The 19,611-nt window shown below is 65.5% G+C and carries 13 protein-coding genes; 2 read left to right on the top strand and 11 right to left on the bottom strand.

Annotated features, from left to right (window positions below; all coding sequences use genetic code 11):
• Positions 1–215: 215 nt before the first annotated feature.
• The 5 genes from QQL24_RS05895 to QQL24_RS05875 form a co-directional block, all read right to left on the bottom strand.
• Positions 216–2,303 carry an elongation factor G gene (locus tag QQL24_RS05895; RefSeq protein WP_284310975.1) on the bottom strand — a complete coding sequence of 696 codons (2,088 nt, stop codon included), beginning with the start codon at positions 2,301–2,303 and terminating at the stop codon, positions 216–218.
• A gap of 171 nt (positions 2,304–2,474) precedes the next feature.
• Entirely contained in the window at positions 2,475–2,906 is a 432-nt protein-coding gene (locus tag QQL24_RS05890; protein WP_284310974.1) for an aconitase X swivel domain-containing protein, read from the bottom strand.
• A complete protein-coding gene (locus QQL24_RS05885; RefSeq protein WP_284311051.1) occupies positions 2,903–4,174 on the bottom strand; it encodes an aconitase X catalytic domain-containing protein in 1,272 nt (423 codons plus the stop codon). The genes QQL24_RS05890 and QQL24_RS05885 overlap by 4 nt, the downstream gene beginning before the upstream one ends.
• Positions 4,175–4,221: 47 nt before the next feature.
• Positions 4,222–4,932 (bottom strand): NAD-dependent epimerase/dehydratase family protein, encoded by a 711-nt coding sequence (locus QQL24_RS05880; protein WP_284310973.1) that lies wholly within the window; start codon positions 4,930–4,932, stop codon positions 4,222–4,224.
• A gap of 245 nt (positions 4,933–5,177) precedes the next feature.
• Positions 5,178–5,339 carry a hypothetical protein gene (locus QQL24_RS05875; protein ID WP_284310972.1) on the bottom strand — a complete coding sequence of 54 codons (162 nt, stop codon included), beginning with the start codon at positions 5,337–5,339 and terminating at the stop codon, positions 5,178–5,180.
• Positions 5,340–5,906: 567 nt separating this feature from the next.
• Between QQL24_RS05875 and QQL24_RS05870 the strand changes: the two genes are divergently transcribed.
• On the top strand, positions 5,907–7,109 hold the full coding sequence (locus tag QQL24_RS05870; protein ID WP_284310971.1) for a pyridoxal phosphate-dependent aminotransferase: 1,203 nt from the start codon (positions 5,907–5,909) through the stop codon (positions 7,107–7,109).
• A gap of 102 nt (positions 7,110–7,211) precedes the next feature.
• Here QQL24_RS05870 and QQL24_RS05865 read toward each other — a convergent pair whose 3' ends face one another.
• Positions 7,212–8,999: a chloride channel protein gene (locus QQL24_RS05865; protein ID WP_284310970.1), complete on the bottom strand. Its 1,788-nt coding sequence runs from the start codon at positions 8,997–8,999 to the stop codon at positions 7,212–7,214.
• A gap of 414 nt (positions 9,000–9,413) precedes the next feature.
• The gene (acs, locus tag QQL24_RS05860) at positions 9,414–11,357 is read right to left on the bottom strand and encodes an acetate--CoA ligase (RefSeq protein WP_284310969.1); all 1,944 of its coding nucleotides are present in this window, start codon (positions 11,355–11,357) and stop codon (positions 9,414–9,416) included.
• Positions 11,358–11,620: 263 nt separating this feature from the next.
• Here acs and QQL24_RS05855 point away from each other — a divergent pair, with 263 nt between their 5' ends.
• Complete coding sequence (locus QQL24_RS05855; RefSeq protein WP_284310968.1) at positions 11,621–12,448, top strand: class I SAM-dependent methyltransferase; 828 nt, start codon at positions 11,621–11,623, stop codon at positions 12,446–12,448.
• Positions 12,449–12,568: 120 nt separating this feature from the next.
• Here the strand turns inward: QQL24_RS05855 and QQL24_RS05850 are convergent, their stop codons facing one another.
• The 4 genes from QQL24_RS05850 to QQL24_RS05835 form a co-directional block, all read right to left on the bottom strand.
• Positions 12,569–15,748, bottom strand: a complete 3,180-nt coding sequence (locus QQL24_RS05850) for an efflux RND transporter permease subunit (protein ID WP_284310967.1) — start codon at positions 15,746–15,748, stop codon at positions 12,569–12,571.
• Positions 15,749–15,750: 2 nt separating this feature from the next.
• On the bottom strand, positions 15,751–16,998 hold the full coding sequence (locus tag QQL24_RS05845) for an efflux RND transporter periplasmic adaptor subunit (RefSeq protein ID WP_284310966.1): 1,248 nt from the start codon (positions 16,996–16,998) through the stop codon (positions 15,751–15,753).
• A 174-nt stretch (positions 16,999–17,172) separates the two neighbouring features.
• Positions 17,173–18,657: a DHA2 family efflux MFS transporter permease subunit gene (locus QQL24_RS05840; protein WP_284310965.1), complete on the bottom strand. Its 1,485-nt coding sequence runs from the start codon at positions 18,655–18,657 to the stop codon at positions 17,173–17,175.
• Positions 18,654–19,340, bottom strand: a complete 687-nt coding sequence (locus QQL24_RS05835) for a TetR/AcrR family transcriptional regulator (protein WP_284310964.1) — start codon at positions 19,338–19,340, stop codon at positions 18,654–18,656. Before QQL24_RS05835 ends, QQL24_RS05840 begins: the two co-directional genes overlap by 4 nt.
• Between the last annotated feature and the right edge of the window lie 271 nt (positions 19,341–19,611).

The raw sequence follows: 19,611 nt of genomic DNA, 5'->3' as shown, positions 1-19,611 counted from the left end.
AAACGAAGGCCTGTGGGGAGGGGCTCGCCCTATCTTGCGGGCCTACCGCTTCCAAGAGCCGGCGAGGACGCCAGCGGTCCCAGGAAGGGCGCGTCTTCCCGGGGCCGCTGGCTTTCAGCCGGCCTCTTGGAAACAAAAACGGATGAGAATGAAGAGGCACCTCATCCTCACCCGTCATCGTTTCAAGAGCGGACAGGATGTCCGCGCTCCCAGGATTACTGCGCGGCCTGCTTCGAGGCCACGATCGTATCGGCCTGCCGGCCCGACAATTCCGCCAGATGGTCGAACTTCGCCTTGAAGGTGCCCACCCCGGACGTGGCCGAGCGCAGCTCGATGATGAGGTCGGTGATCTCGGCTTCCGGGATCAGCGCCTGCACGACGTCCCAGCCGTCCCAGCCCTGGCGAGAGTCGAAGCCGAGGATCTGGCCCCGGCGGGAGGAGACGATGGCGTTGGCCTTGGCGGTGGCGTCCGAGGGCACGGCGATTTCCACCGCCAGCACCGGCTCCAGTAGCACGGGGCTGCATTGCGGCATTGCCTCGCTCATGCCGATGCGCGCCGCGGTCTGGAAGGCCATGTCGGAAGAATCAACCGTGTGGTAGGAGCCGTCCGTCAGCGCCACGCCGACGTCGACCACCGGGAAGCCCAGCGGCCCGCGTTTGAGATAGTGCTTCACGCCCTCCTCGACCGAGGGGATGTAGTTGCGCGGCACCACGCCGCCCGTGATCTTGTCGATGAAGGCGAAGCCCTCGCCACGCGGCAGGGGCATCACATCGATTACCACGTCGCCGAACTGGCCATGGCCGCCGGACTGCTTCTTGTGCCGGCCGCGCACGCCGGTCGTGGCCTTGCGGATGGTCTCGCGATAGCCGATCTGAGGCGCATGCGAGTTCACCGCCACGCCGAATTTCGAGGCGAGCTTCTCCACCGCGACGCGCAGGTGCATTTCGCCCTGGCCGCGCAGGATGATGTCGCCGAGCTCGGCGTTCTGCTCGACGCTGAGCGCGCGGTCCTCGTCCAGCAGACGCTGGATGGCCGCGGTGAGCTTCACGTCGTCCTTGCGGTCGCGGGCACGCACGGCGAGCGCCATCACCGGCTGCGGCGCCTCGGTGGCGACGGGCGAGGGCACCGTCTTGCCCACGGCCAGCATGTCGCCGGTATGGGCGGCATCGACCTTCGAGAGTGCCACGGTGTCGCCGGGGCCGGCCTGCGTGGTCTTCTGCGTGGTCTGGCCGAGCAGGCGGGTGCAGCCAGCGATGCGGCCGCTCTCACCCGAGGAGGTCGTCACCGTCATGCCTTCCTGGAAGCTGCCGGAGAGCACGCGGGTGAGCGAGAGCTTGCCGGCATGGGCGGTGTGGAAGGTCTTCATCACATAGCCGAGCGGCGAGCTGTTCGGTTCCTGGCCCGGCGTCACGCCGAGGCGCGCCGTCGTCTCGGCGATGCCGGGCGCCTCGTGGCGCAGGGCCTTCATCAGGCGCAGCATGCCGTTGCCGTTGAGGGCCGAGCCCATCAGCACCGGCACGGCGAGGCCGTCGCGCAACTCGTGGGCGAGGTCGTCGAAGACACGGTCGCGCGGGGGCTCGACCTCTTCGAGCAGTTGCTCCATCAGCGCGTCGTCATGGTCGGAGAGCCGCTCCAGCATGGAATAGCGGGCATCCTTGCTCTCGTCCTGCTCATCGGGTGGAATGTCGACCACCTGCGAGGCCGCGTGCTCCTGATAGATGAAGGCGCGCTCGAGGGCGAGGTCGATATAGCCGACGGCGACGCCGTTCTTCCAGATCGGGATCTGGCGCAGCAGCAGCGGCAGGCGGGAAGCGGGCTGCAGCAGAGGCAGGGCCTCGCGCACGCCCTGGTGCGAATTGTCGATCTTGTTAAGGAAGAGGAAGCGCGGGATCTTCAGATCTTCCAGCTCGCGCAAAATCAGCTGCAAAGCCGGGACCTTCTTCTCGTCCGCCTCGCACACCACCACGGCTGCGTCGATTGCCGGCAGGGCCGGGCGCATCTCGGCCAGGAACTCGATGGAGCCGGGGCAGTCGATGAAGGTGTAGGTGTCGCCCATGAAATCGACGGCGGCGACATTGGCCTCGATGCTCATGGCGTGGGCGCGGGCCTCGGCGCTGGCATCGCCGATGGTGGAACCGGCTGATACGGTGCCCTGGCGCTGCAGCGCCCCCATGCGGGCGAGGATGGCTTCGAGAAGTGTGGTCTTGCCACTTTGGAACGGGCCAACAAGGGCGATGCAGCGCGGCCCGCTAAATCGTCTGCCGCTGGCTGGCGTCCTGTCGTCTGGAGTGTCCTGCGTCACGTCGCGTACCTCCCAGCTATGTCGCTCTTTATTCGACGCATCTTTGCGGTTCTGACGATTCCATCAGATCGCAAAACGCTTCGGGCCACCGCTCTTGACGGCGGCTGAGAGGAAACGTCGCGCCGTTTGGGCGTGCTGGCAAGGGAAAAATGACAGCTCCGCGACGCAGATTTACACAGCGGTGCTTAAGTTTAGCCGGGCGCCATCGGCTGTCGCGACAAGGCTCAAGCGCGCGTCGGGACGAAGCTGTGCCATCGTCTCCGGTCCGCAGACCACGACCGGGCAGGCCTTGCCATAGAGCCGCGCCGCCACGATGGCGCCGACCGTGATGATTGAGTCCGCCTGCGCGAGGACGATGCCCGCCGGCGCGGTGCCAAGCCGGATCGCCTCGGCCAGCACCGAACTCGCCGAGGAGGAGCCGCGGCCGGAGGGCATGGCGAGGATGCGCCCGGCGATCTCCGCGCCGAAGGCGGGATGCGAATGGTCGATCACCCGGCCCGTGCCACTGTCATAGCCGCCCCAGAAAGAGAGCGGCGCGGTCAACAGCGCGAGCAGGCCCTCGGCGCTGCCTTCCACCAAAGTGCGGGCGGTGAACGACGTCATAGCGCGCTCCGCATCACATAGCCCGCCTGTGCCGAGGCGAGGCAATCAGCCAGGGAACCGAAGGCAACGCCGACACCGATATTGCCCGGCGCATAATGGGCCCATTTGCCGGAATTGGTCATCACCACGCCGTCGAGCCGGTGCAGCAGAGCGGTGACATAGGTGCAGGTGTCGGTGAGGAGGGTGATGCCGGCGTGTTCGAAGAGGGTGCGCAGGCCGAGCCCATGGATGGTGTGATAAGTCTCGCGACTGGTGTTGATGTAGAAGGCAAGGCCCGGCGCCTTGTGGAAGCCTTCCATCAGCCGCGCCATCGTCTTGAACTCCTGCAGCGAGAAATGCGGCGTGCCGAGGCTGACGGCGGAGAGCGGGGTACCTTCGGCGGCGGTCGAAAGGCCAGCCAAGGCATGCTTCAGTTCGGCCAAGGTAAGATCGATCGTCTCGGCAGGCGGGCGCCCACCAAGGGCATCCCCCTGCGTCGGTGCTTCCGGGGTGATGCCTACCGCATGGAACAGCGCCACCGAGCCCGACGAGGCAGCCACGGCGCCGAGAGCCTTGAGCCGGTCCTCGGAGGGCGGTGGTGGCAGGCCTTCGATCACCGGCACGCTGCCCCGCGACCTTCCCCCGACGACATGCCCGACTGCGACATAGAGCGCATCCGAGTCGCGCCAGGCCGGCGGCAGTTGCGGAAGGCGGAACAACACCTCGCCACGGCGATGCTCGTCGAGATGCAGCCCGAAGGCGGGTGCGCGGCCGGTGAGCGCACAGCACAGGTCGATGAAGTCGCCATAGCGGTTGGTGCGGGCGCCGATCACCGAATTGGCGAAGACGATGGCATTGGACTCGCCCCAGGCGATCTGCTCGCCGAAACGCGGGCGGAAGCGCGTCTGATAGGGCGCGCAGGTGAAGCTCGGCTCGCAGCCGAGCGCCAGATGCGCCTCCATCAGCCGTTTCCCGGCGGCGCGCTCGGCCTGCGGGCCGCCTATCAGTTCAGGATGCAGCAGGTCCATCGAGCCGACATTGAGGGTGGTCGGCACGCAGACCTTGCCGCCGTCGGTGACCAGACGTTCGACGAAGTCCAGGCTGACCTGGCCGTGATAGAGGCAGCCGTCGATATGGGCCTGGCTGATCGCGAGGAGTTTTGGGGCGCCTACCGCCTCGGCGAAGCGCAGCAGGATGTCCATGGCGAAGGCCACGGCCGGACCGTGTCCGCCATCGCGCATCGCACATTCGTCGGAAGTGAGGTGCAAGGAATCAACCGGTGCTGAGATGTTCAGCTGAGGTTAGACCGAAGAAAGGCGATTGGGAATCCCGGGGATCACCCCACCTTCCATCCCAGCTCCCGTTCCGCCTTCTCGCTCGACAGCGCTTCGCAGGACTCCGCCACGTTGAACACGCCGGCACTGCCGCGATCCATCGCCAGCAGCGCCGCCTTGGCAGCGGCCTCGACATGTACAGCGGGTGCGGCCGCTGTCTCGACGCCCGTGCCTGGGCCGTAGAGCCGGCCATAGCGCAGGACGATGCCCTCCAGCGGCGCGGCCAGCACGGCCTCCTCCAGGGCGATCACCCCGCCGACGCTGACGGCGCGTAGGCCCTCGGCGTTGCGGTCGAGCGGATCGTCCTCGCGGCGGGGCAGGGGGCCGGGCGCGTAGGCCCAGGCGATGCTCTGGGCGACCAGGCGGCGGGCGCCAGCCGCAATGGCCGCCTTCACCAGATTGGCAGTGCCTTCCCGGCGCAGGCGGGCATTGCGCACGGCGAACTCGGCCATGCGCGCGGGATCGACTCCCGCCGGCAGGTCGGTCAGCTGGTGGATGACGATCTCGGGGCGTGCGGCCGCCACCGCAGCGGCGAGGGCCTCGGCATCGTAGACATCGACGACAGCGGGTTCGGCGCCGAGCACCTTCAACTGCTCCGCCTTCTCGGCCGAGCGCGTGGTGCCGATGACGTCATGACCAGCTGCGACCAGCAGCCTGGTCAAGGGACGGCCGATGGCGCCGGACGCCCCGGCGAGGAAGATGCGATGGCCCATGATGGTCTCCTGTCAGACTCTTGATGCGAAAGGCTGCGCCCGGAAAGGGCCAGGAAAAAGCACCAAGATCGACAGGAAGGACTGTACCAAGCTGGGCAACGCATTTCCGGAAAAGTTGGCTAACTTTTCGATTGGGAAGATTGCGATGCGATGAAATCGCAGTGCGCTCCGGCCAAAAAAATGCGCCGGATGGCGGGGGGTCCATCCGGCGCGTTAGCGACCAGTACTCTTCGCTCGCGGGGGGTTTAAGCGAAGAAACCGACGGTCGCCGTAATCAAAGTCGCCAAAGCGAGCAATCCAACCAGCCACAACGCCAGGGTCAACTGACGTTCTGCTTCGGCTGCCGAAACGCGCATGGCGCGGGTGTCGGCCTTGAAGAAGTGCGGAGCTGCCTGATTGACTGCCATAGTGATCTCCATGAACGTGCTTGCAACGCAATCGACTTGTATCGCCCTAACGTCCTTTTCGTTTAGACATTCGCCTTCCCTCGCGAAGTGTCAAAACGCACGCGGCACTCAACCAGATCACGACCTCTTCCGAAGCGCATCGGCCATGGTGCCAAGAATACGCGCGATCACGGCGGGTCTTTGCACGTGAGCGGGCGGTGGTGAGGAAGTTTCATGGCAATGTTGTGTCGTTACAAACAAGCAATGTTGGGAAGAAAGGCTCGTCATTCCGGGTCTCCCTTCCACGCACGAGCAAGCCCGTAAGGACGCGCTGGGAATGACGCTGTCCTCGCCTTTGCCACCCCGGGTTTGGGGCTGGCATTTCCCTTCGAGGCGTGAAGAAAAAGCCATCCTTCCCCTTGAACCGGCGCCATGGCGCGCCTAAAGCGTTTTGCGATTTGACGGAATCGGCAAGAATCGCAAAGACGCGTCGAAACAAAGAGTTAGAGCAAAGCAGCGTTTGCGCCTAAACGCGCTTTGCTCTAGGGTCCGCCCGCAAATTTAAACGGTTCATCAGGAGTCCCAGCCATGGCCTTTCTCGCCGACGCCCTTTCGCGCATCAAGCCCTCCGCGACCATCGCGGTGAGCCAGAAAGCGCGCGAATTGAAAGCGGCCGGCCGGGACATCATCGGCCTCGGCGCCGGCGAGCCGGATATGGACACGCCCGACAACATCAAGCAGGCGGCCATCGACGCCATGATGCGCGGCGAGACCAAATATCCGCCGGTCTCGGGCATCCCGCAGCTGCGCGAAGCCATCGCCGCCAAGTTCAAGCGCGAGAACGGGCTCGACTACAAGCCCTCGCAGACCATCGTCGGCACGGGCGGCAAGCAGATCCTGTTCAACGGCCTGATGGCGACGCTCAACACGGGCGACGAAGTGGTGATCCCCACGCCCTACTGGGTCTCCTATCCGGAGATGGTGGCCCTGTGCGGCGGCACGCCGGTGTTCGCGCCGACGACGATCGCCAGCAATTTCAAGCTGACCGCCGAGGCGCTCGAAAAGGCAATCACGCCGAAGACCAAGTGGTTCATCTTCAACTCACCCTCCAACCCCTCCGGCGCGGCCTATAGCCGGGACGAATTGAAGGCACTCACCGACGTGCTGATGCGCCATCCACATGTGTGGGTGATGACCGACGACATGTATGAGCATCTCGTCTATGGCGACTTCACCTATTTCACGCCGGCGCAGGTCGAGCCCAAGCTCTATGACCGCACGCTGACCATCAACGGCGTCTCCAAGGCCTATTCAATGACCGGCTGGCGCATCGGCTATGCCGCCGGGCCCGAGCCCCTGATCAAGGCCATGGACATGATCCAGGGCCAGCAGACCTCGGGCGCCTGCACCATCGCGCAATGGGCGGCGGTGGAGGCCCTCAACGGCACGCAGGATTATATCCCCGTGCGCCGCAAGATCTTCGAGGGCCGGCGCGACCTCATCGTCTCCATGCTCAACCAGGCCAAGGGCATCCGGTGCCCGACGCCGGAAGGCGCTTTCTACGTCTACCCCTCCTGCGCCGGCACGATCGGCAAGAAGGCGCCTTCGGGCAAGGTGATCGAGACGGACGAGGATTTCGTCTCCGAACTGCTGCAGGCCGAGGGCGTGGCGGTGGTGCATGGCTCGGCCTTCGGTCTGGGTCCGAACTTCCGCATTTCCTACGCGACCTCGAACGAGGCGCTGGAAGAGGCAGGACGGCGGATTCAGAGGTTCTGCAACACGCTGGTTTAATCTGGGAGCGCATCGCTGGGAGCGCGGACATCTTGTCCGCCTCTTGGAAACGAGAAGCGAGGGCGAGAGGGCACACCGATTGGGGACGTCCGCGCTCCCAGCCTACACGCCCTCGCCGGCCAGGTCCCTTCTCGCCCGATCCGCTGCCTCGGCATAGCGCCTGAGCGCATGCGCTTCCGAGAGCAGGCCGATGACGTGGCCGGCCTCGTCCACCACGGCGAGCGCCTCCGCCTCGCAGCGCTCCATCTGCTGCGTGGCCTGCTTCAGCGTCATGCCCGCCATGAGCGTCTGGTCGCGGAACAGGGCCAGGGTCTCCACCGCCTTGCCGCCATCCGGCAGCTCGGGATTGGCCTGCCAGGCGTCGGCAACGCGGATGAGACCGGCATAGCGGTTGGTGAGCGTGTCCACGGCCACGGCATAGTGGGTGGAACCAAGGGGGTAGGCATTGCGGAACACCACCAGCGAGGCGTTCCTGTCGACCGTGGGCACCGGCGTGCGCATGACACGGCCGACGGTGAGATCGCGCGCCCAGCCGATATCGTGGGCACTGCGGATGGCTTCGCCGCGCAAATGGAAGCGCCAGGTGGCGAAGGAATAGCCGAAGGTCTCGCGTACGGTGATCGAGGCGACGATCACCGCCATCAGCACGGCGACGGTGAGCTGGAAGTCGCCCGTCATCTCCAGCACCAGGAAGCTCATGGTCAAGGGGCCGCCGACGATGGCCGCTGCTAGCGCCGCCATGCCGGCCAGGGCCGCGGCATGCGGTGTCAGGCCGGTGTCGGCGACGAGGAACTGCAAGCCGCCGAGATAGAACTGGCCGACCAGGGCGCCGAGGAAGAGCGAGGCGAAGAACAGGCCGCCGCGAAAGCCCGAGCCGAGCGAGATGGCCGAGGCCAGCGCCTTCAGGAGGAGCAGCCCGCCCAGCACCAGCACCGGTGCTGGCGGCCCGACCAGCATGTTCACCAGCGCGCCATGGCCGGAGGACAGCACTTTGGGCGAGATCAGCGCCAAGCCGCCGACCAGGAGGCCGCCGAGGCAGGGCATCAGCCAGACGGGCAGGCGGACGCGGCGGAACAGTTTCTCCATCCAGGCGACACCCTGCATCACCCCCACGGCGACGGCGGCGCAGAACAGGCCGAGGCCGCAGAGCGTGGCGGCCCCGGCGGCATGCGGCTGGAAGGCGACGCCGGCGACCACGGCATAGGATTGGAGGCCAAGCAGATGGGTGACGATGGTGCCGGCGATGGCGGCGGCGGCCACCGGTGCGAGGTTGGACACCGCATAGGAGCCGATGATGATCTCGAAGGCATAGAAGGCGCCGGTGAGCGGCGCGCCGAAGGCGCCGGCGATCGCCCCAGCCGAGCCGCAGCCGACGATGAGGCGCATGTCGGCCCGCCGCAGATGGAAGCTGGTACCGAAGCGCGCCGCCATGCCCGAGCCGATCTGCGAATAGGCGGCCTCCAAGCCCACCGAGGCGCCGAAGCCGTTGGAGATCCAGGTCTGCAGGCAGACGATCAGGCTGCCCTTCAGCGACATCCGCCCGCCATGCAGGGCGTTGGCCTCGATCGGGTCGATCGGCCGCGGGAAACGGCGGCGCGCGATCGCCAGATTGACGAGCCCGAGGATCAGGCCGCCGCAGGCCGGCACGCTGAGGGCGAGGATCATCGGCAGGCCGAGCGTGCCGCTGAGCCGCTCCTCCGACTGCAGGCCGAAGAAGAGCTCATGAGCGCGCTGCGCGGTGTCGCTGATCAGGAAGACGGCAAGGCCTGCCAGCGCGCCGACAATGGCCGCTAGCAGCACCATGCCGCTCTCGCTGCGGCGCACGAGCGCGCGCATCCAGGACGGGATGGCGCGGGAGAGAGGGCTGGTATCGTCGCTGGCAACGGACATGACAAAAACAAGACTACCCCTGGCCCGTGCGGGGAGGGGTGCGAGAGGAGCGGATCGCTTCCTGTTTAGACGGTTGCGAAGAAAGCAAGAAGTCTCCCAGCGACGGAATTTTGCAGCGAACTCCGAGCTATAATGTCGATGAAGTGGGTAGATTAGTGTCGGCTATAAGCTCCTCAGAATGGGTGCGGGGAGCCTCCCCCACGAAGCTGGGGGAGGTGGCCGAACGAAGTGAGGTCGGAGGGGGTGTGGCTAGGATAAGGCACCCGAACCGCTGACCCTCAGTCCGTTTCAGCATGGGATGCCACGGCCTGCCACTCACACTGAGCCCCACTCCGCCCACACCCCCTCCGTCACGACTTCGTCGTGCCACCTCCCCCAGCTTCGTGGGGGAGGCTTTCCGTGGTACCCCTTCCCTCATCCCTTCTTGTTCTGCCTGTTGGCTATCAGGTCATCCACCACCGCCGGATCCGCCAGGGTCGAGGTATCTCCCAGCGCTGAGAATTCGTCCTCGGCGATCTTGCGCAGGATGCGGCGCATGATCTTGCCCGAGCGCGTCTTGGGCAGGCCGGGGGCGAACTGGATGAGGTCGGGCGAGGCGATCGGGCCGATTTCCTTGCGTACCCAGGCGACGAGCTCGCGGCGCAGGCCGTCATCGCCTTTCTCGCCGGCCATCAGCGTGACATAGGCATAGATGCCCTGGCCCTTGAGATCGTGCGGATAGCCCACCACCGCGGCCTCCGAGACCTTTTCATGCGCCACCAGTGCACTCTCGACCTCGGCCGTGCCCATGCGATGGCCGGAGACGTTGATGACGTCGTCGACACGGCCGGTGATCCAGTAATAGCCGTCCCCGTCGCGCCGGCAGCCGTCGCCGGTGAAATATTTGCCCTTGTATGCGGAGAAATAGGTCTCGAAGAAGCGCTGGTGGTCGCCATAGACGGTGCGCATCTGGCCCGGCCAGGAATCGGCGATGACGAGATTGCCCTCGCAAGCTCCCTCCTGCACCTTGCCTTCGGCGTCGACGATCTCCGGGCGGATGCCGAAGAAGGGCCGCGTAGCCGAGCCGGGCTTCAGGCGGGTGGCTCCCGGCAGCGGCGTGATCAGGATGCCGCCGGTCTCGGTCTGCCACCAGGTGTCGACGATCGGGCAGCGATGCTCGCCCACCACGCGGTGATACCACTCCCAGGCCTCGGGGTTGATCGGCTCGCCTACCGAGCCGAGCAGGCGGAGCGAGGTGCGCGAGGTCTGCTTCACCGGCTCCTCGCCGGCGCCCATCAGAGCCCGGATGGCGGTGGGGGCGGTGTAGAAGATCGTCACCTTATGCTTGTCGACGACTTCCCAGAAGCGCGAGACGCTGGGGTAGTTCGGCACACCCTCGAACATCAGCGTCGTCGCGCCGTTGGCGAGCGGGCCGTAGACGATGTAGGAGTGGCCGGTGACCCAGCCGACATCCGCCGTGCACCAGTAGATGTCGCCCTCGTGGTAGTCGAAGACATATTGGTGCGTCATCGCGGCATAAACGAGATAGCCGGCGGTGGTGTGCAGCACGCCCTTGGGCTTGCCGGTGGAGCCGGAGGTGTAGAGGATGAAGAGCGGATCCTCCGCCGCCATCTCCTCGCAGGGGCACTCGTCCGAGACAGTGGCGGCGAGGTCGTCATAGAAATGGTCGCGGCCGGCGAGCATCGGCACGTTCGCGCCGGTGCGCCGGATCACGATGACCGAGGCGACGCCACCCGTCTTGGCGCAGGCGGCATCGACATTGGCCTTCAGCGGGATGCGCCGGCCGCCGCGCACGCCCTCGTCGGCGGTGATGACCACGGTGGAGGTGCAGTCGGCGATGCGGCCCGCCAGCGAATCCGGCGAGAAGCCGCCGAACACCACCGAATGGACGGCGCCGATGCGAGCGCAGGCCAGCATGGCGAAAGCCGCTTCCGGGATCATCGGCATGTAGATGGTGACGCGGTCGCCCTTTCTGACGCCTTCGCCCTTCAGCACATTGGCGAAGCGCTGCACTTCGGTGCCGAGCTCGCGATAGGTGATGTGGCGCGACTGCGAGGGATCGTCGCCCTCCCAGATGATGGCGGTGCGCTCGCCCTGCTCGGCCACGTGCCGGTCCACGCAGTTCCAGGCGACGTTGGTGGTGCCGTCCTCATACCAGCGGATGGAGACGTCGGGGGCGAAGCGGGTATTCTTGACGCTGGTATAGGGCTCGAACCAGCCGATGCGCTTGCCGTGCTCGCCCCAGAAAGCCTCCGGATCGGCAATCGAAGCCTCATACATGGCCTGGTAGCGGGAGTTGTCGACATAGGCTTCCTCGGCCCATTCGCGCGGAACGTCGTAAATCCTGGTCTCAGACATGTCTTCCTCCCACCGCACGGCTTGACCTTGCCGCAAGGCCTGTTCTGGCGCGTTATCGTGACGAAAGGCTTAAGGCAAAGCCGCTACCGGGGGCAAGTCCCCCTGGGAGGGCTAGGATTCCACCTTCGCCCGCAAAGTCGGCGCCTGGGAGCGAGACACCTGCGATCCCGGGAAAGGACCCCTCGGCGGTCCCTTCGCCCGGTGCTATACTCCTCTCATCGCGATGCCGTGCCACCGTTTCATCATCATGAAGGGATGCCGCCATGGACGTCGAAGGAGCTGTCGCGCGCCACTACACGCATGGTTCGCTGGAGAAGACCCTGTTCGCCGCGCTGCAGTCGCGCGGCAAGGATCCCGACAATCTCGCCATCGAGGACCTTGCCGACATCGACGAGTTCCATCTCGGCTGGAGCTCGGCCACCGAGGAACTCGCGGAGGACCTCGGCTTCGAGCATGGCATGACGATCCTGGAGGTCGGCTCGGGCATCGGGGGCCCGGCCCGCCATCTTGCCCGCCTGCTCGGCTGCGATGTCGTCGGCGTCGATCTCACGCCGGAATTCGTCGAGGTCGCGAAGGCGTTGACCAAGCGCTGCCACCTCTCGGGCAAGGTCTCCTTCGTGCAGGCGAGCGCCCTTGCCATGCCCTTCGCGGATGGTGAGTTCGACGGCGCGGCGATGCTGCATGTGGGCATGAACATTGCCGACAAACCCGCCCTGTTCCGGGAAGTGCGCCGGGTCCTGCGCCACGGTGCGCGCTTCGGCGTTTACGACATCATGCGTGTGGCCGAGGGAGAGTTGCCCTATCCCATGCCCTGGGCGATGACGATGGACACCAGCTTCGTCGAAGCCCCGGCGCATTATCGCAAGAACCTGGAGGATGCGGGATTCGCCATCGACCTCGAACGCAGCCACCGCGACCTCGCCCTCAAGATTGGCCGCGAGATGCGCGAGAAGGCAGCGCAAGACGGTGCCGCCCCGGCGGGGCCGCTGGTGCTGATGGGCGAGAGCGCGCCGATGCGGATCGGCAATGTGATGTCGGCGCTGGCCGATGGCTTGATCGCGCCGATCGAAATGATCGCCCGAGCGGTGTGAGTGCTCCGGGTGCACGGGCATCTTGCCCGTTCCTGGAAACGTCGCGCTCAAGAAAAAGGCTCCGGCCATGCCGTTGGCTGTAGCCTTCTCTTTTGAACGCGACGATCCGCGCTCCCAGCGCTACTCCGCAGCGATGCTTTGCGGCTTGGCCTCTATCACGTCGCGGTTCTCGACCGGCTCGCCAGCCAGGGCGGCTTCCTCGGGCTCGAACTCGCCCTCGACGCGCTTGGGGCTGACCCACTTGGAGAACGAGTCGAGATAGAGATAGATCACCGGCGTGGTGAACAGCGTCAGCACCTGGCTGACGATCAGGCCGCCGACCATGGCATAGCCGAGCGGCTGGCGGATTTCCGAGCCGGTGCCGTGGCCGAGCATCAGCGGCACGCCGCCGAGCATGGCTGCCATGGTGGTCATCAGGATCGGGCGGAAGCGCAGCAGGCAGGCGCGGCGGATCGCCTCCTGCGGGCTCATGCGATGGTCGCGTTCGGCCACGATGGCGAAGTCCACCATCATGATGCCGTTCTTCTTGACGATGCCGATCAGCAGGATCACCCCGATCAACGCGATCAGGCTGAAGTCGAAGTGGAAGGTCAGCAGCGTGGCCAGCGCCCCGACGCCGGCCGAAGGCAGGGTCGAGAGGATGGTCAGCGGGTGGATGTAGCTCTCATAGAGGATGCCGAGGATCAGGTAGACCACGATCAGCGCCGCCACGATCAGCAGCGGCACGGAGGCAAGCGAGTCCTGGAAGGCCTGCGCCGTGCCCTGGAAGGTCGAGGTGATGGTCGCCGGCACGCTCATCTGCTGTTCCATGGCGTTGATCGCCGTCGTCGCCTGGCCGAGCGCGGTGCCGGGCGCCAGGTTGAAGGAGATCGTCACCGCGGGAAACTGGCCCTGGTGGTTGATGGCGAGCGGGCGCACCGGATCGGTGGTCCATTTGGCGAAGGCCGAGAGCGGTACCTCGCCGCCCGTGGTGGGCGAGCGCAGATAGATCTGCTGCAGCGTCGAGGTGTTCTTCTGCAGCGAGGGCAGCACCTCCAGAATGACGTAATAGGTGGAGAGCTGTGTCGAGAAATTGGCGATCTGGCGCTGGCCGAAGGCATCGTAGAGCGTGGCGTCGATGAGGTCGGGCGTCAGGCCGTAGCGCGCCGCCTGGTCCCGGTCGATCGACAGGGTCAGCGTGGTGCCGGAGGCCTGCTGGTCAGAGGCGACGTCGCGCAGTTCCGGCATCGTCTTCATCTTGTCGAGGAGCTTGGGCGCCCACTCGTTGAGCTGGTCGATGTCGGTGCCCTGCAGCGTGAACTGGTACTGGGTGCGTGAGGGGCGGCCGCCGAGGCGCACGTCCTGCGCCGATTGTAGAAAGAGCCGGGCGCCCTGCACCTGCGAGGTCTGGGTTTGCAGGCGGCGGATCACCTGGTCCGCCGAGGCCGTGCGCTCGTCGAGCGGCTTCAGGGTGATATACATCGTGCCGTCATTGAGCGTATTGCCGTTGCCGCCCATGCGCATCGCCATATGGGCGATGGCCGGGTCCTTCAGCACGATGGCGCCGAGTTCCTCCATATGTTTGGCCATGTCGGAGACGGAGGTGTCCTGCGCCGTTTCCACCACGCCGGTGATCAGGCCGGTGTCCTGCTGCGGGAAGAAGCCCTTGGGGATGATCACGAAGAGATAGCAGGTGAGCACCACCGTGGCGAAGAACACCAGCAGCGTCATGAAGCGGAAGCGCAGCACCAGGTCGAGGCCGCGTTCATAGCCGTTCACCAGGCCCTGGAACATGCGTTCGCTGAGCTGGAAGAGCTTGCCGTGATGCTCGTCATGGATGGGCTTGAGGAAGCGGGAAGCCATCATCGGCGTCAGCGTCAGCGAGACAAAGGCCGAGACCACGATGGTCATGGCGAGCGTGATCGAGAACTCGCGGAACAGGCGCCCGATGATGCCGCTCATCAGGAGGAGCGGGATCAGCACCGCGATCAGGGAGATTGAGATCGAGAGTATGGTGAAGCCGATTTCGCCAGCGCCCTTGATGGCGGCGGCCATCGGCCTCTCGCCCTCCTCGATGTAGCGGGTGATGTTCTCCAGCATGACGATGGCGTCGTCGACCACGAAGCCGACCGCGATGGTGAGGGCCATCAGCGAGAGATTGTCGAGGCTGTAGCCGGCAATCCACATCAACGCGCAGGCACCGAGCAGGGCGAGCGGCACGGTGATCGAGGGGATGATGGTGGCCCAGACGCTACGCAGGAAGATGAAGATCACCATCACCACGAGGCCGATGGTGAGCAGCAGCGTGAACTGCACGTCCTTCACCGCGGCGCGGATGGTCTGCGTGCGGTCGGAGAGCACCGAGATCTTGATGGCGGGAGAGATGCCGGCTTCCAGATGCGGCAGCTCCTTCATCACGCTGTCGACGGTGTTGATGACGTTGGCGCCGGGCTGCTTGAAGATCACCAGGAACACGCCGCGCTTGCCGTCCGCCCAGCCGGCCTGGGTGTCGTCCTGCGGGGCGCTGATGGCCTGGCCGATATCGCGCACGCGGATCGGGCTGCCATTGCGATAGGCGATGATCACGTCGTTCCAGCTCTTGGCGTCGGTGAGCTGGTCATTGGTGTAGATGGTGTAGGAACGCGTGGCGCCGTTGAAAGTGCCCTTGGGGTTGTTGACGGTGGTGACCGCCAGCGGCGTGCGCACATCCTCCAGCGACAGGCCCATGGTGACAAGCTTCGCCGGATCGACCTGGATGCGGATGGAGGGTGTCTGTTGCCCGCCGACGCTGACCTGGCCGACGCCGTTGATCTGGCTGATGGCCTGGGCGAGCTTGGTGAGGGCTTCGTCCGAGACCTCCGTCAGTGGCAGCGTTTCGGAAGTGGCGCCGAGCAGCAGGATAGGCGAGTCGGCCGGGTTCACCTTGCGATAGGTCGGCGGGCTCGGCATGCTCTTGGGCAACTGGCCGGAGGCGGCGTTGATGGCGGCGAGCACATCGGAGCCGGCGCCGTCGATATTGCGCGAAAGGTCGAACTGCAGGGTGATCTGGGTCGATGAGGTCTGGCTCGAAGAGGTCATCTCCGACACGCCCGGGATCAGCGCGAACTGTGATTCCAGCGGCTGCGCCACCGAGGATGCCATGGTCGCGGGGTCGGCGCCGGGCAGGCTGGCCGAGACCTGGATGGTCGGGAAGTCGACTTCCGGGAGCGGCGCCACCGGCAATTGCGGATAGGCGATGATGCCCACGAACAGGATGCCGACCATCAGAAGCGAGGTGGCGATCGGGAAGCGGATGAAGGGGGTGGAGATGCCGCCGGCCATGATCAGTCCGCCTTCTTCTGGGATGCATCGCCGGCCGTGCCGTCTGCCGGAGGCATGGTTTGCTCGGCAACCTTCTCGGCATCGGAGGCCATCGGCTTGGCATCGACCAGCGCGCCGATCTGCAGGCGGGACTGGCCCTCCACCACCACCTTCTGGCCGACGGTGAGCCCATCCGAGATCACGGCGTTGCCGTCGCCATTGACGCTGACCTTGATCGGCTTGGCGCTGACCTTGTCATCGTCGCCGATGACATAGGCGAACAGCCCATTGGGGCCGTGCTGCACCACGTCGCTGGGCACCACGATCACCTGGGCAAGCGTGTTGATCAGCATGCGGGTGTTGACCGACAGGCCCGGCCAGAGCGCATTGTCCTGGTTGTCGAAGCGGGCCTTCACGCTGATGGTGCCGGTGGCCTGGTTGACGGTATTGTCGATCACCAGGAGCCGTCCCCGCGAGAGAGTGGTCGTCCCGTCGGAGCTCATCGCCTCGACCGGCACGGTGCCCTTGTCGAACGCCTTGGTGATGGCCGGCAACTGGTCCTGCGGCTCGGTGAACTGCACGGAGATCGGCTGCAGCTGGGCGATGGTGACGATGCCGGTCGAGTCCGAGGCGTGGACGATGTTGCCGGCATCGATCAGGCGGAAGCCGGTGCGCCCGGTGAGCGGGGCTGTGATGGTGGTGTAGCTCAGATTGGTCTGGGCATTGTCGATGGCGGCCTCGTCACCCTCGATCTGCGCCTTGACCTGGTCGACCAGGGCTTGCTGGGTGTCGACATCCTGCTTGGATTCGAAGCTTTTCTCCGCGAGGTTCTGGAAGCGCTGCAGGTTGAGTTGATCGTTGCGCAGATTGGCTTCGTCCTGTGCCTTCTTGGCCACCGCCTGGTCGAGCGCTGCCTGGTAGGGCCGCTTGTCGATCTCCAACAGCGGATCGCCCTGCTTCACCATCTGGCCCTGCTTGAACAGGATCTTGGTGATCTCGCCGTCGACGCGGCTTCTCACCGTCACCGTCTTGAGCGGCATCACTGTGCCCAGGCCATAGGTGTGCACGGGATAGTCGGCCTTCTTCACTTCGATGAAGGTGACGGGCACCTTGGCGGGCGCGGCGGCCTCGGCCTGAGGCTGGGGCGTCGGCTTGGCATCGGTTATGAAGTGGCGCCAGCCGCCATAGCCCGCCGCGCCGGCCACCAGGATGGTCAGGAATACCGGCCAGCGACGGCGCGGCCTCTTCTGCTTTTCTTCTTCGTTAGCCATGTCTATACCCACGGATATACATACGCCTTAACTGCGTACACACAAAAAATCTCGAGCGTAATTTAGAATGCTTAGGTCGTCAAAAGTATGACGCTGTGTTAAGTAATGTTTCAGTGCTGAAAATTTGATCAATACTGAACGTTATTTAACCCGTTTGTGATGCGAAGTGAGTTGTCACTCCGCAGGCACCGGACCTCCCGCGGGAGGCACAACCGTGCCGGGGACTGCGCGCGGGGACGGTGCCCCAGGCGCCGGCGCCAGCAGCTCGCTGCCGACATCGCGCGGCAGCTGTCTGAAGATCAGCGTCGACGTTACGGCGATCAGGCCGATCATCACGAACACCGGCGGGAAAATATCCGCCGTCAGGCTGGTGGTGCCGTGCAGGCGCATCGAGCCCTCGAGCGCCAGCGCCGCCACCGACACGCCGACCGAACTCGCCAGTTCCTGCAACACCGACGTCATGCTGGTGACGCGCCCCATCAGATGGGGCGGCACGTCCGAGACGCCGGCCGTATTGATACTGGTGAATTGCAGCGAGCGTGTGAACCCGGCCGCCAGCAGCGTCAGCGAGATGAGGTAGACGGGCATGCCGGCATAGAACAGGGCCGGCGCGGCCACGAGGACGGAGGAGACCACCGCGTTGACCGTGAGCACGCGGCGGAAGCCGGCACGCCGCAGGATCGGCCCGGCCAGGGCCTTCATCGCCATGGCGCCGGCGCCGGTGGCGAGCGTCAGCATACCGGACTGGAAGGCGTTGAAATCGAAGCCGAGCTGGAAATAGAGCGCCAGCAAAAAGGGTGTCGCCCCCACGCCGATGCGGAAGAGGAAGCCGCCGGTGATCGAGGCACGAAAGGCCGGGAGGGTCAGCAGGCGGAGCTCGATCAGCGGATTGGCCGAGCGGCGGGCATGGGGCACATAGAGGCCGATCAGCACGAGGCCCAGCACCGCCAGCGCCACATTGTAGCCCACCGGCACGAGGTCGAGGCCGGACAGCGTCGCCCCGCTCATCAGGGCCACCAGGCCGGGAGCCAGCAGGCCGAAGCCGACAAGGTCGAAGGGCCGCCGGTCGTCCTCGCGCACATTGGGTACGTAAAGCGTGGCCAGGATGATGCCGAGCACGGCGATGGGGATGTTGATCCAGAAGATCAGGCGCCAGTGGAAATAGGTGGTGATGAAGCCGCCCAGCGGCGGGCCGCTGAGCGGACCGAGCAAGGCCGGCAGCGTCAGCCACATCATGGCATTGACGAGATCGTGCTTGGGCGTGGTCTTGAGGATGATCAGGCGGCCGACCGGCGTCATCATCGCCCCGCCCATGCCCTGGATGATGCGGGCGAAGACGAGCTCGGTGAGGTTGGTCGAGAGGCCACAGGCGATCGAGCCCAGTGCGAACACCACAATGGCGGCGCGGAACACGGTGCGCGCGCCGAAGCGGTCGGCCATCCAGCCGGAGGTCGGGATGAAGATGGCGAGCGAGAGAAGGTAGGACGTCAGCGTCAGCTTCAGATAGATCGGGCTGGTGCCGAAATCGTGCGCGATGGTCGGCAGCGCAGTGGAGAGCACCGTGGAGTCGAGATTCTCCATGAACAGCCCGCAGGCGATGATCAGCGGCAGCAGGCGGCCAGAGGGTATGTCGATCTTGGGAATGCGGCCCTGGCTCACGGCTGGGGGCTCCCACCCTTGCGGCCACGGGGCTTCAGCACGGTGACCGTGCCGCCGGTCGCAGGCTCCCGCGGCGTGCGGCCTTGCGGTGCCTGGCTCCGGCCGATGCCGTTGAGGGCCATGCCGATCACGGCTTCGGCGACCTCGGCATCGGAGAGATAGTCGGCGCCGACGCCGCTCCACATCATGCCGATCATCAGCTTGGCGGCCATGCCCGCATCGAAGGGGCGGGCCTCGCCCTGGCGCTGCGCCGTCTCGATCACGCCCTTGAGGCGCTGCTCGATCTGGCTGCGGCGCTGGCGGAACAGCCGGCGCTTGGAGGTCTCGCCCTCGTTGATATTGCGGATCGAGCCGAAATGGGTGCGGAAGGTCGGCACGATCTCGAGGGCAAGGCGTGTCAGGCGATCCTCGAAGGGGCCGTCCTGCAGGAGGGCGGCGTCGAGCCGGATCTCAAGATCGTCGATGGCCTGGCCGAACACCGCCTCGAACAGGGCCTGCTTGGAGGCGAAATAGCGGTAGACCGTGGGCTTGCCGATGCCGGCCTCGAAGGCGATGTCCTCCACGGAGGTCGCCTCATAGCCCTGGCGGGCGAAGATGCGGCTGGCCGCATCCAGCAGATTGTTGCGGCGGATGTCGCGCCACCTCTCCTCGCCCGAAGCCTTGTCGTCAGTCAGCGAATCCATGGCGGCCTCGAATCAAAACCCGGCGGTAACGAATGAAACTACAGAGTTTCGTTTATGACCTGAAATGTGATGAAAATATGCGGGATTCAACGCTGCAACTTCAAAGGGTGCTCGCGAAACGCGCACATTTGTGTGAGCTATGTTTCGGGGATGTGAAGGAGCGGGAGGAAGGCGGCCCTTCCTGGGGACCGCGCGCCATTTCCGGATAGAACGCGCATCCAAGAGGCAGGCGAGACGCCTGCGATCCCAGGAACGCCTCTTCCGCCCGAGC

The sequence above is a fragment of the Labrys miyagiensis genome (genome assembly GCF_030160835.1).
In the GTDB taxonomy this organism is placed as follows: Bacteria; Pseudomonadota; Alphaproteobacteria; order Rhizobiales; family Labraceae; genus Labrys; species Labrys miyagiensis.
Note: the sequence above shows the minus strand (reverse complement) of the source record. Positions and strands in the feature narration are given on the sequence as shown.

Coding starts and splice junctions, on each gene's coding strand:
- QQL24_RS05855 (WP_284310968.1), top strand. CDS start 11,621: ATGGACGTCGAAGGAGCTGTCGCGCGCCACTACACGCATGGTTCGCTG.
- QQL24_RS05850 (WP_284310967.1), bottom strand. CDS start 15,748: ATGGCCGGCGGCATCTCCACCCCCTTCATCCGCTTCCCGATCGCCACC.
- QQL24_RS05870 (WP_284310971.1), top strand. CDS start 5,907: ATGGCCTTTCTCGCCGACGCCCTTTCGCGCATCAAGCCCTCCGCGACC.
- QQL24_RS05835 (WP_284310964.1), bottom strand. CDS start 19,340: ATGGATTCGCTGACTGACGACAAGGCTTCGGGCGAGGAGAGGTGGCGC.
- QQL24_RS05880 (WP_284310973.1), bottom strand. CDS start 4,932: ATGGGCCATCGCATCTTCCTCGCCGGGGCGTCCGGCGCCATCGGCCGT.
- QQL24_RS05890 (WP_284310974.1), bottom strand. CDS start 2,906: ATGACGTCGTTCACCGCCCGCACTTTGGTGGAAGGCAGCGCCGAGGGC.
- QQL24_RS05845 (WP_284310966.1), bottom strand. CDS start 16,998: ATGGCTAACGAAGAAGAAAAGCAGAAGAGGCCGCGCCGTCGCTGGCCG.
- acs (WP_284310969.1), bottom strand. CDS start 11,357: ATGTCTGAGACCAGGATTTACGACGTTCCGCGCGAATGGGCCGAGGAA.
- QQL24_RS05875 (WP_284310972.1), bottom strand. CDS start 5,339: ATGGCAGTCAATCAGGCAGCTCCGCACTTCTTCAAGGCCGACACCCGC.
- QQL24_RS05865 (WP_284310970.1), bottom strand. CDS start 8,999: ATGTCCGTTGCCAGCGACGATACCAGCCCTCTCTCCCGCGCCATCCCG.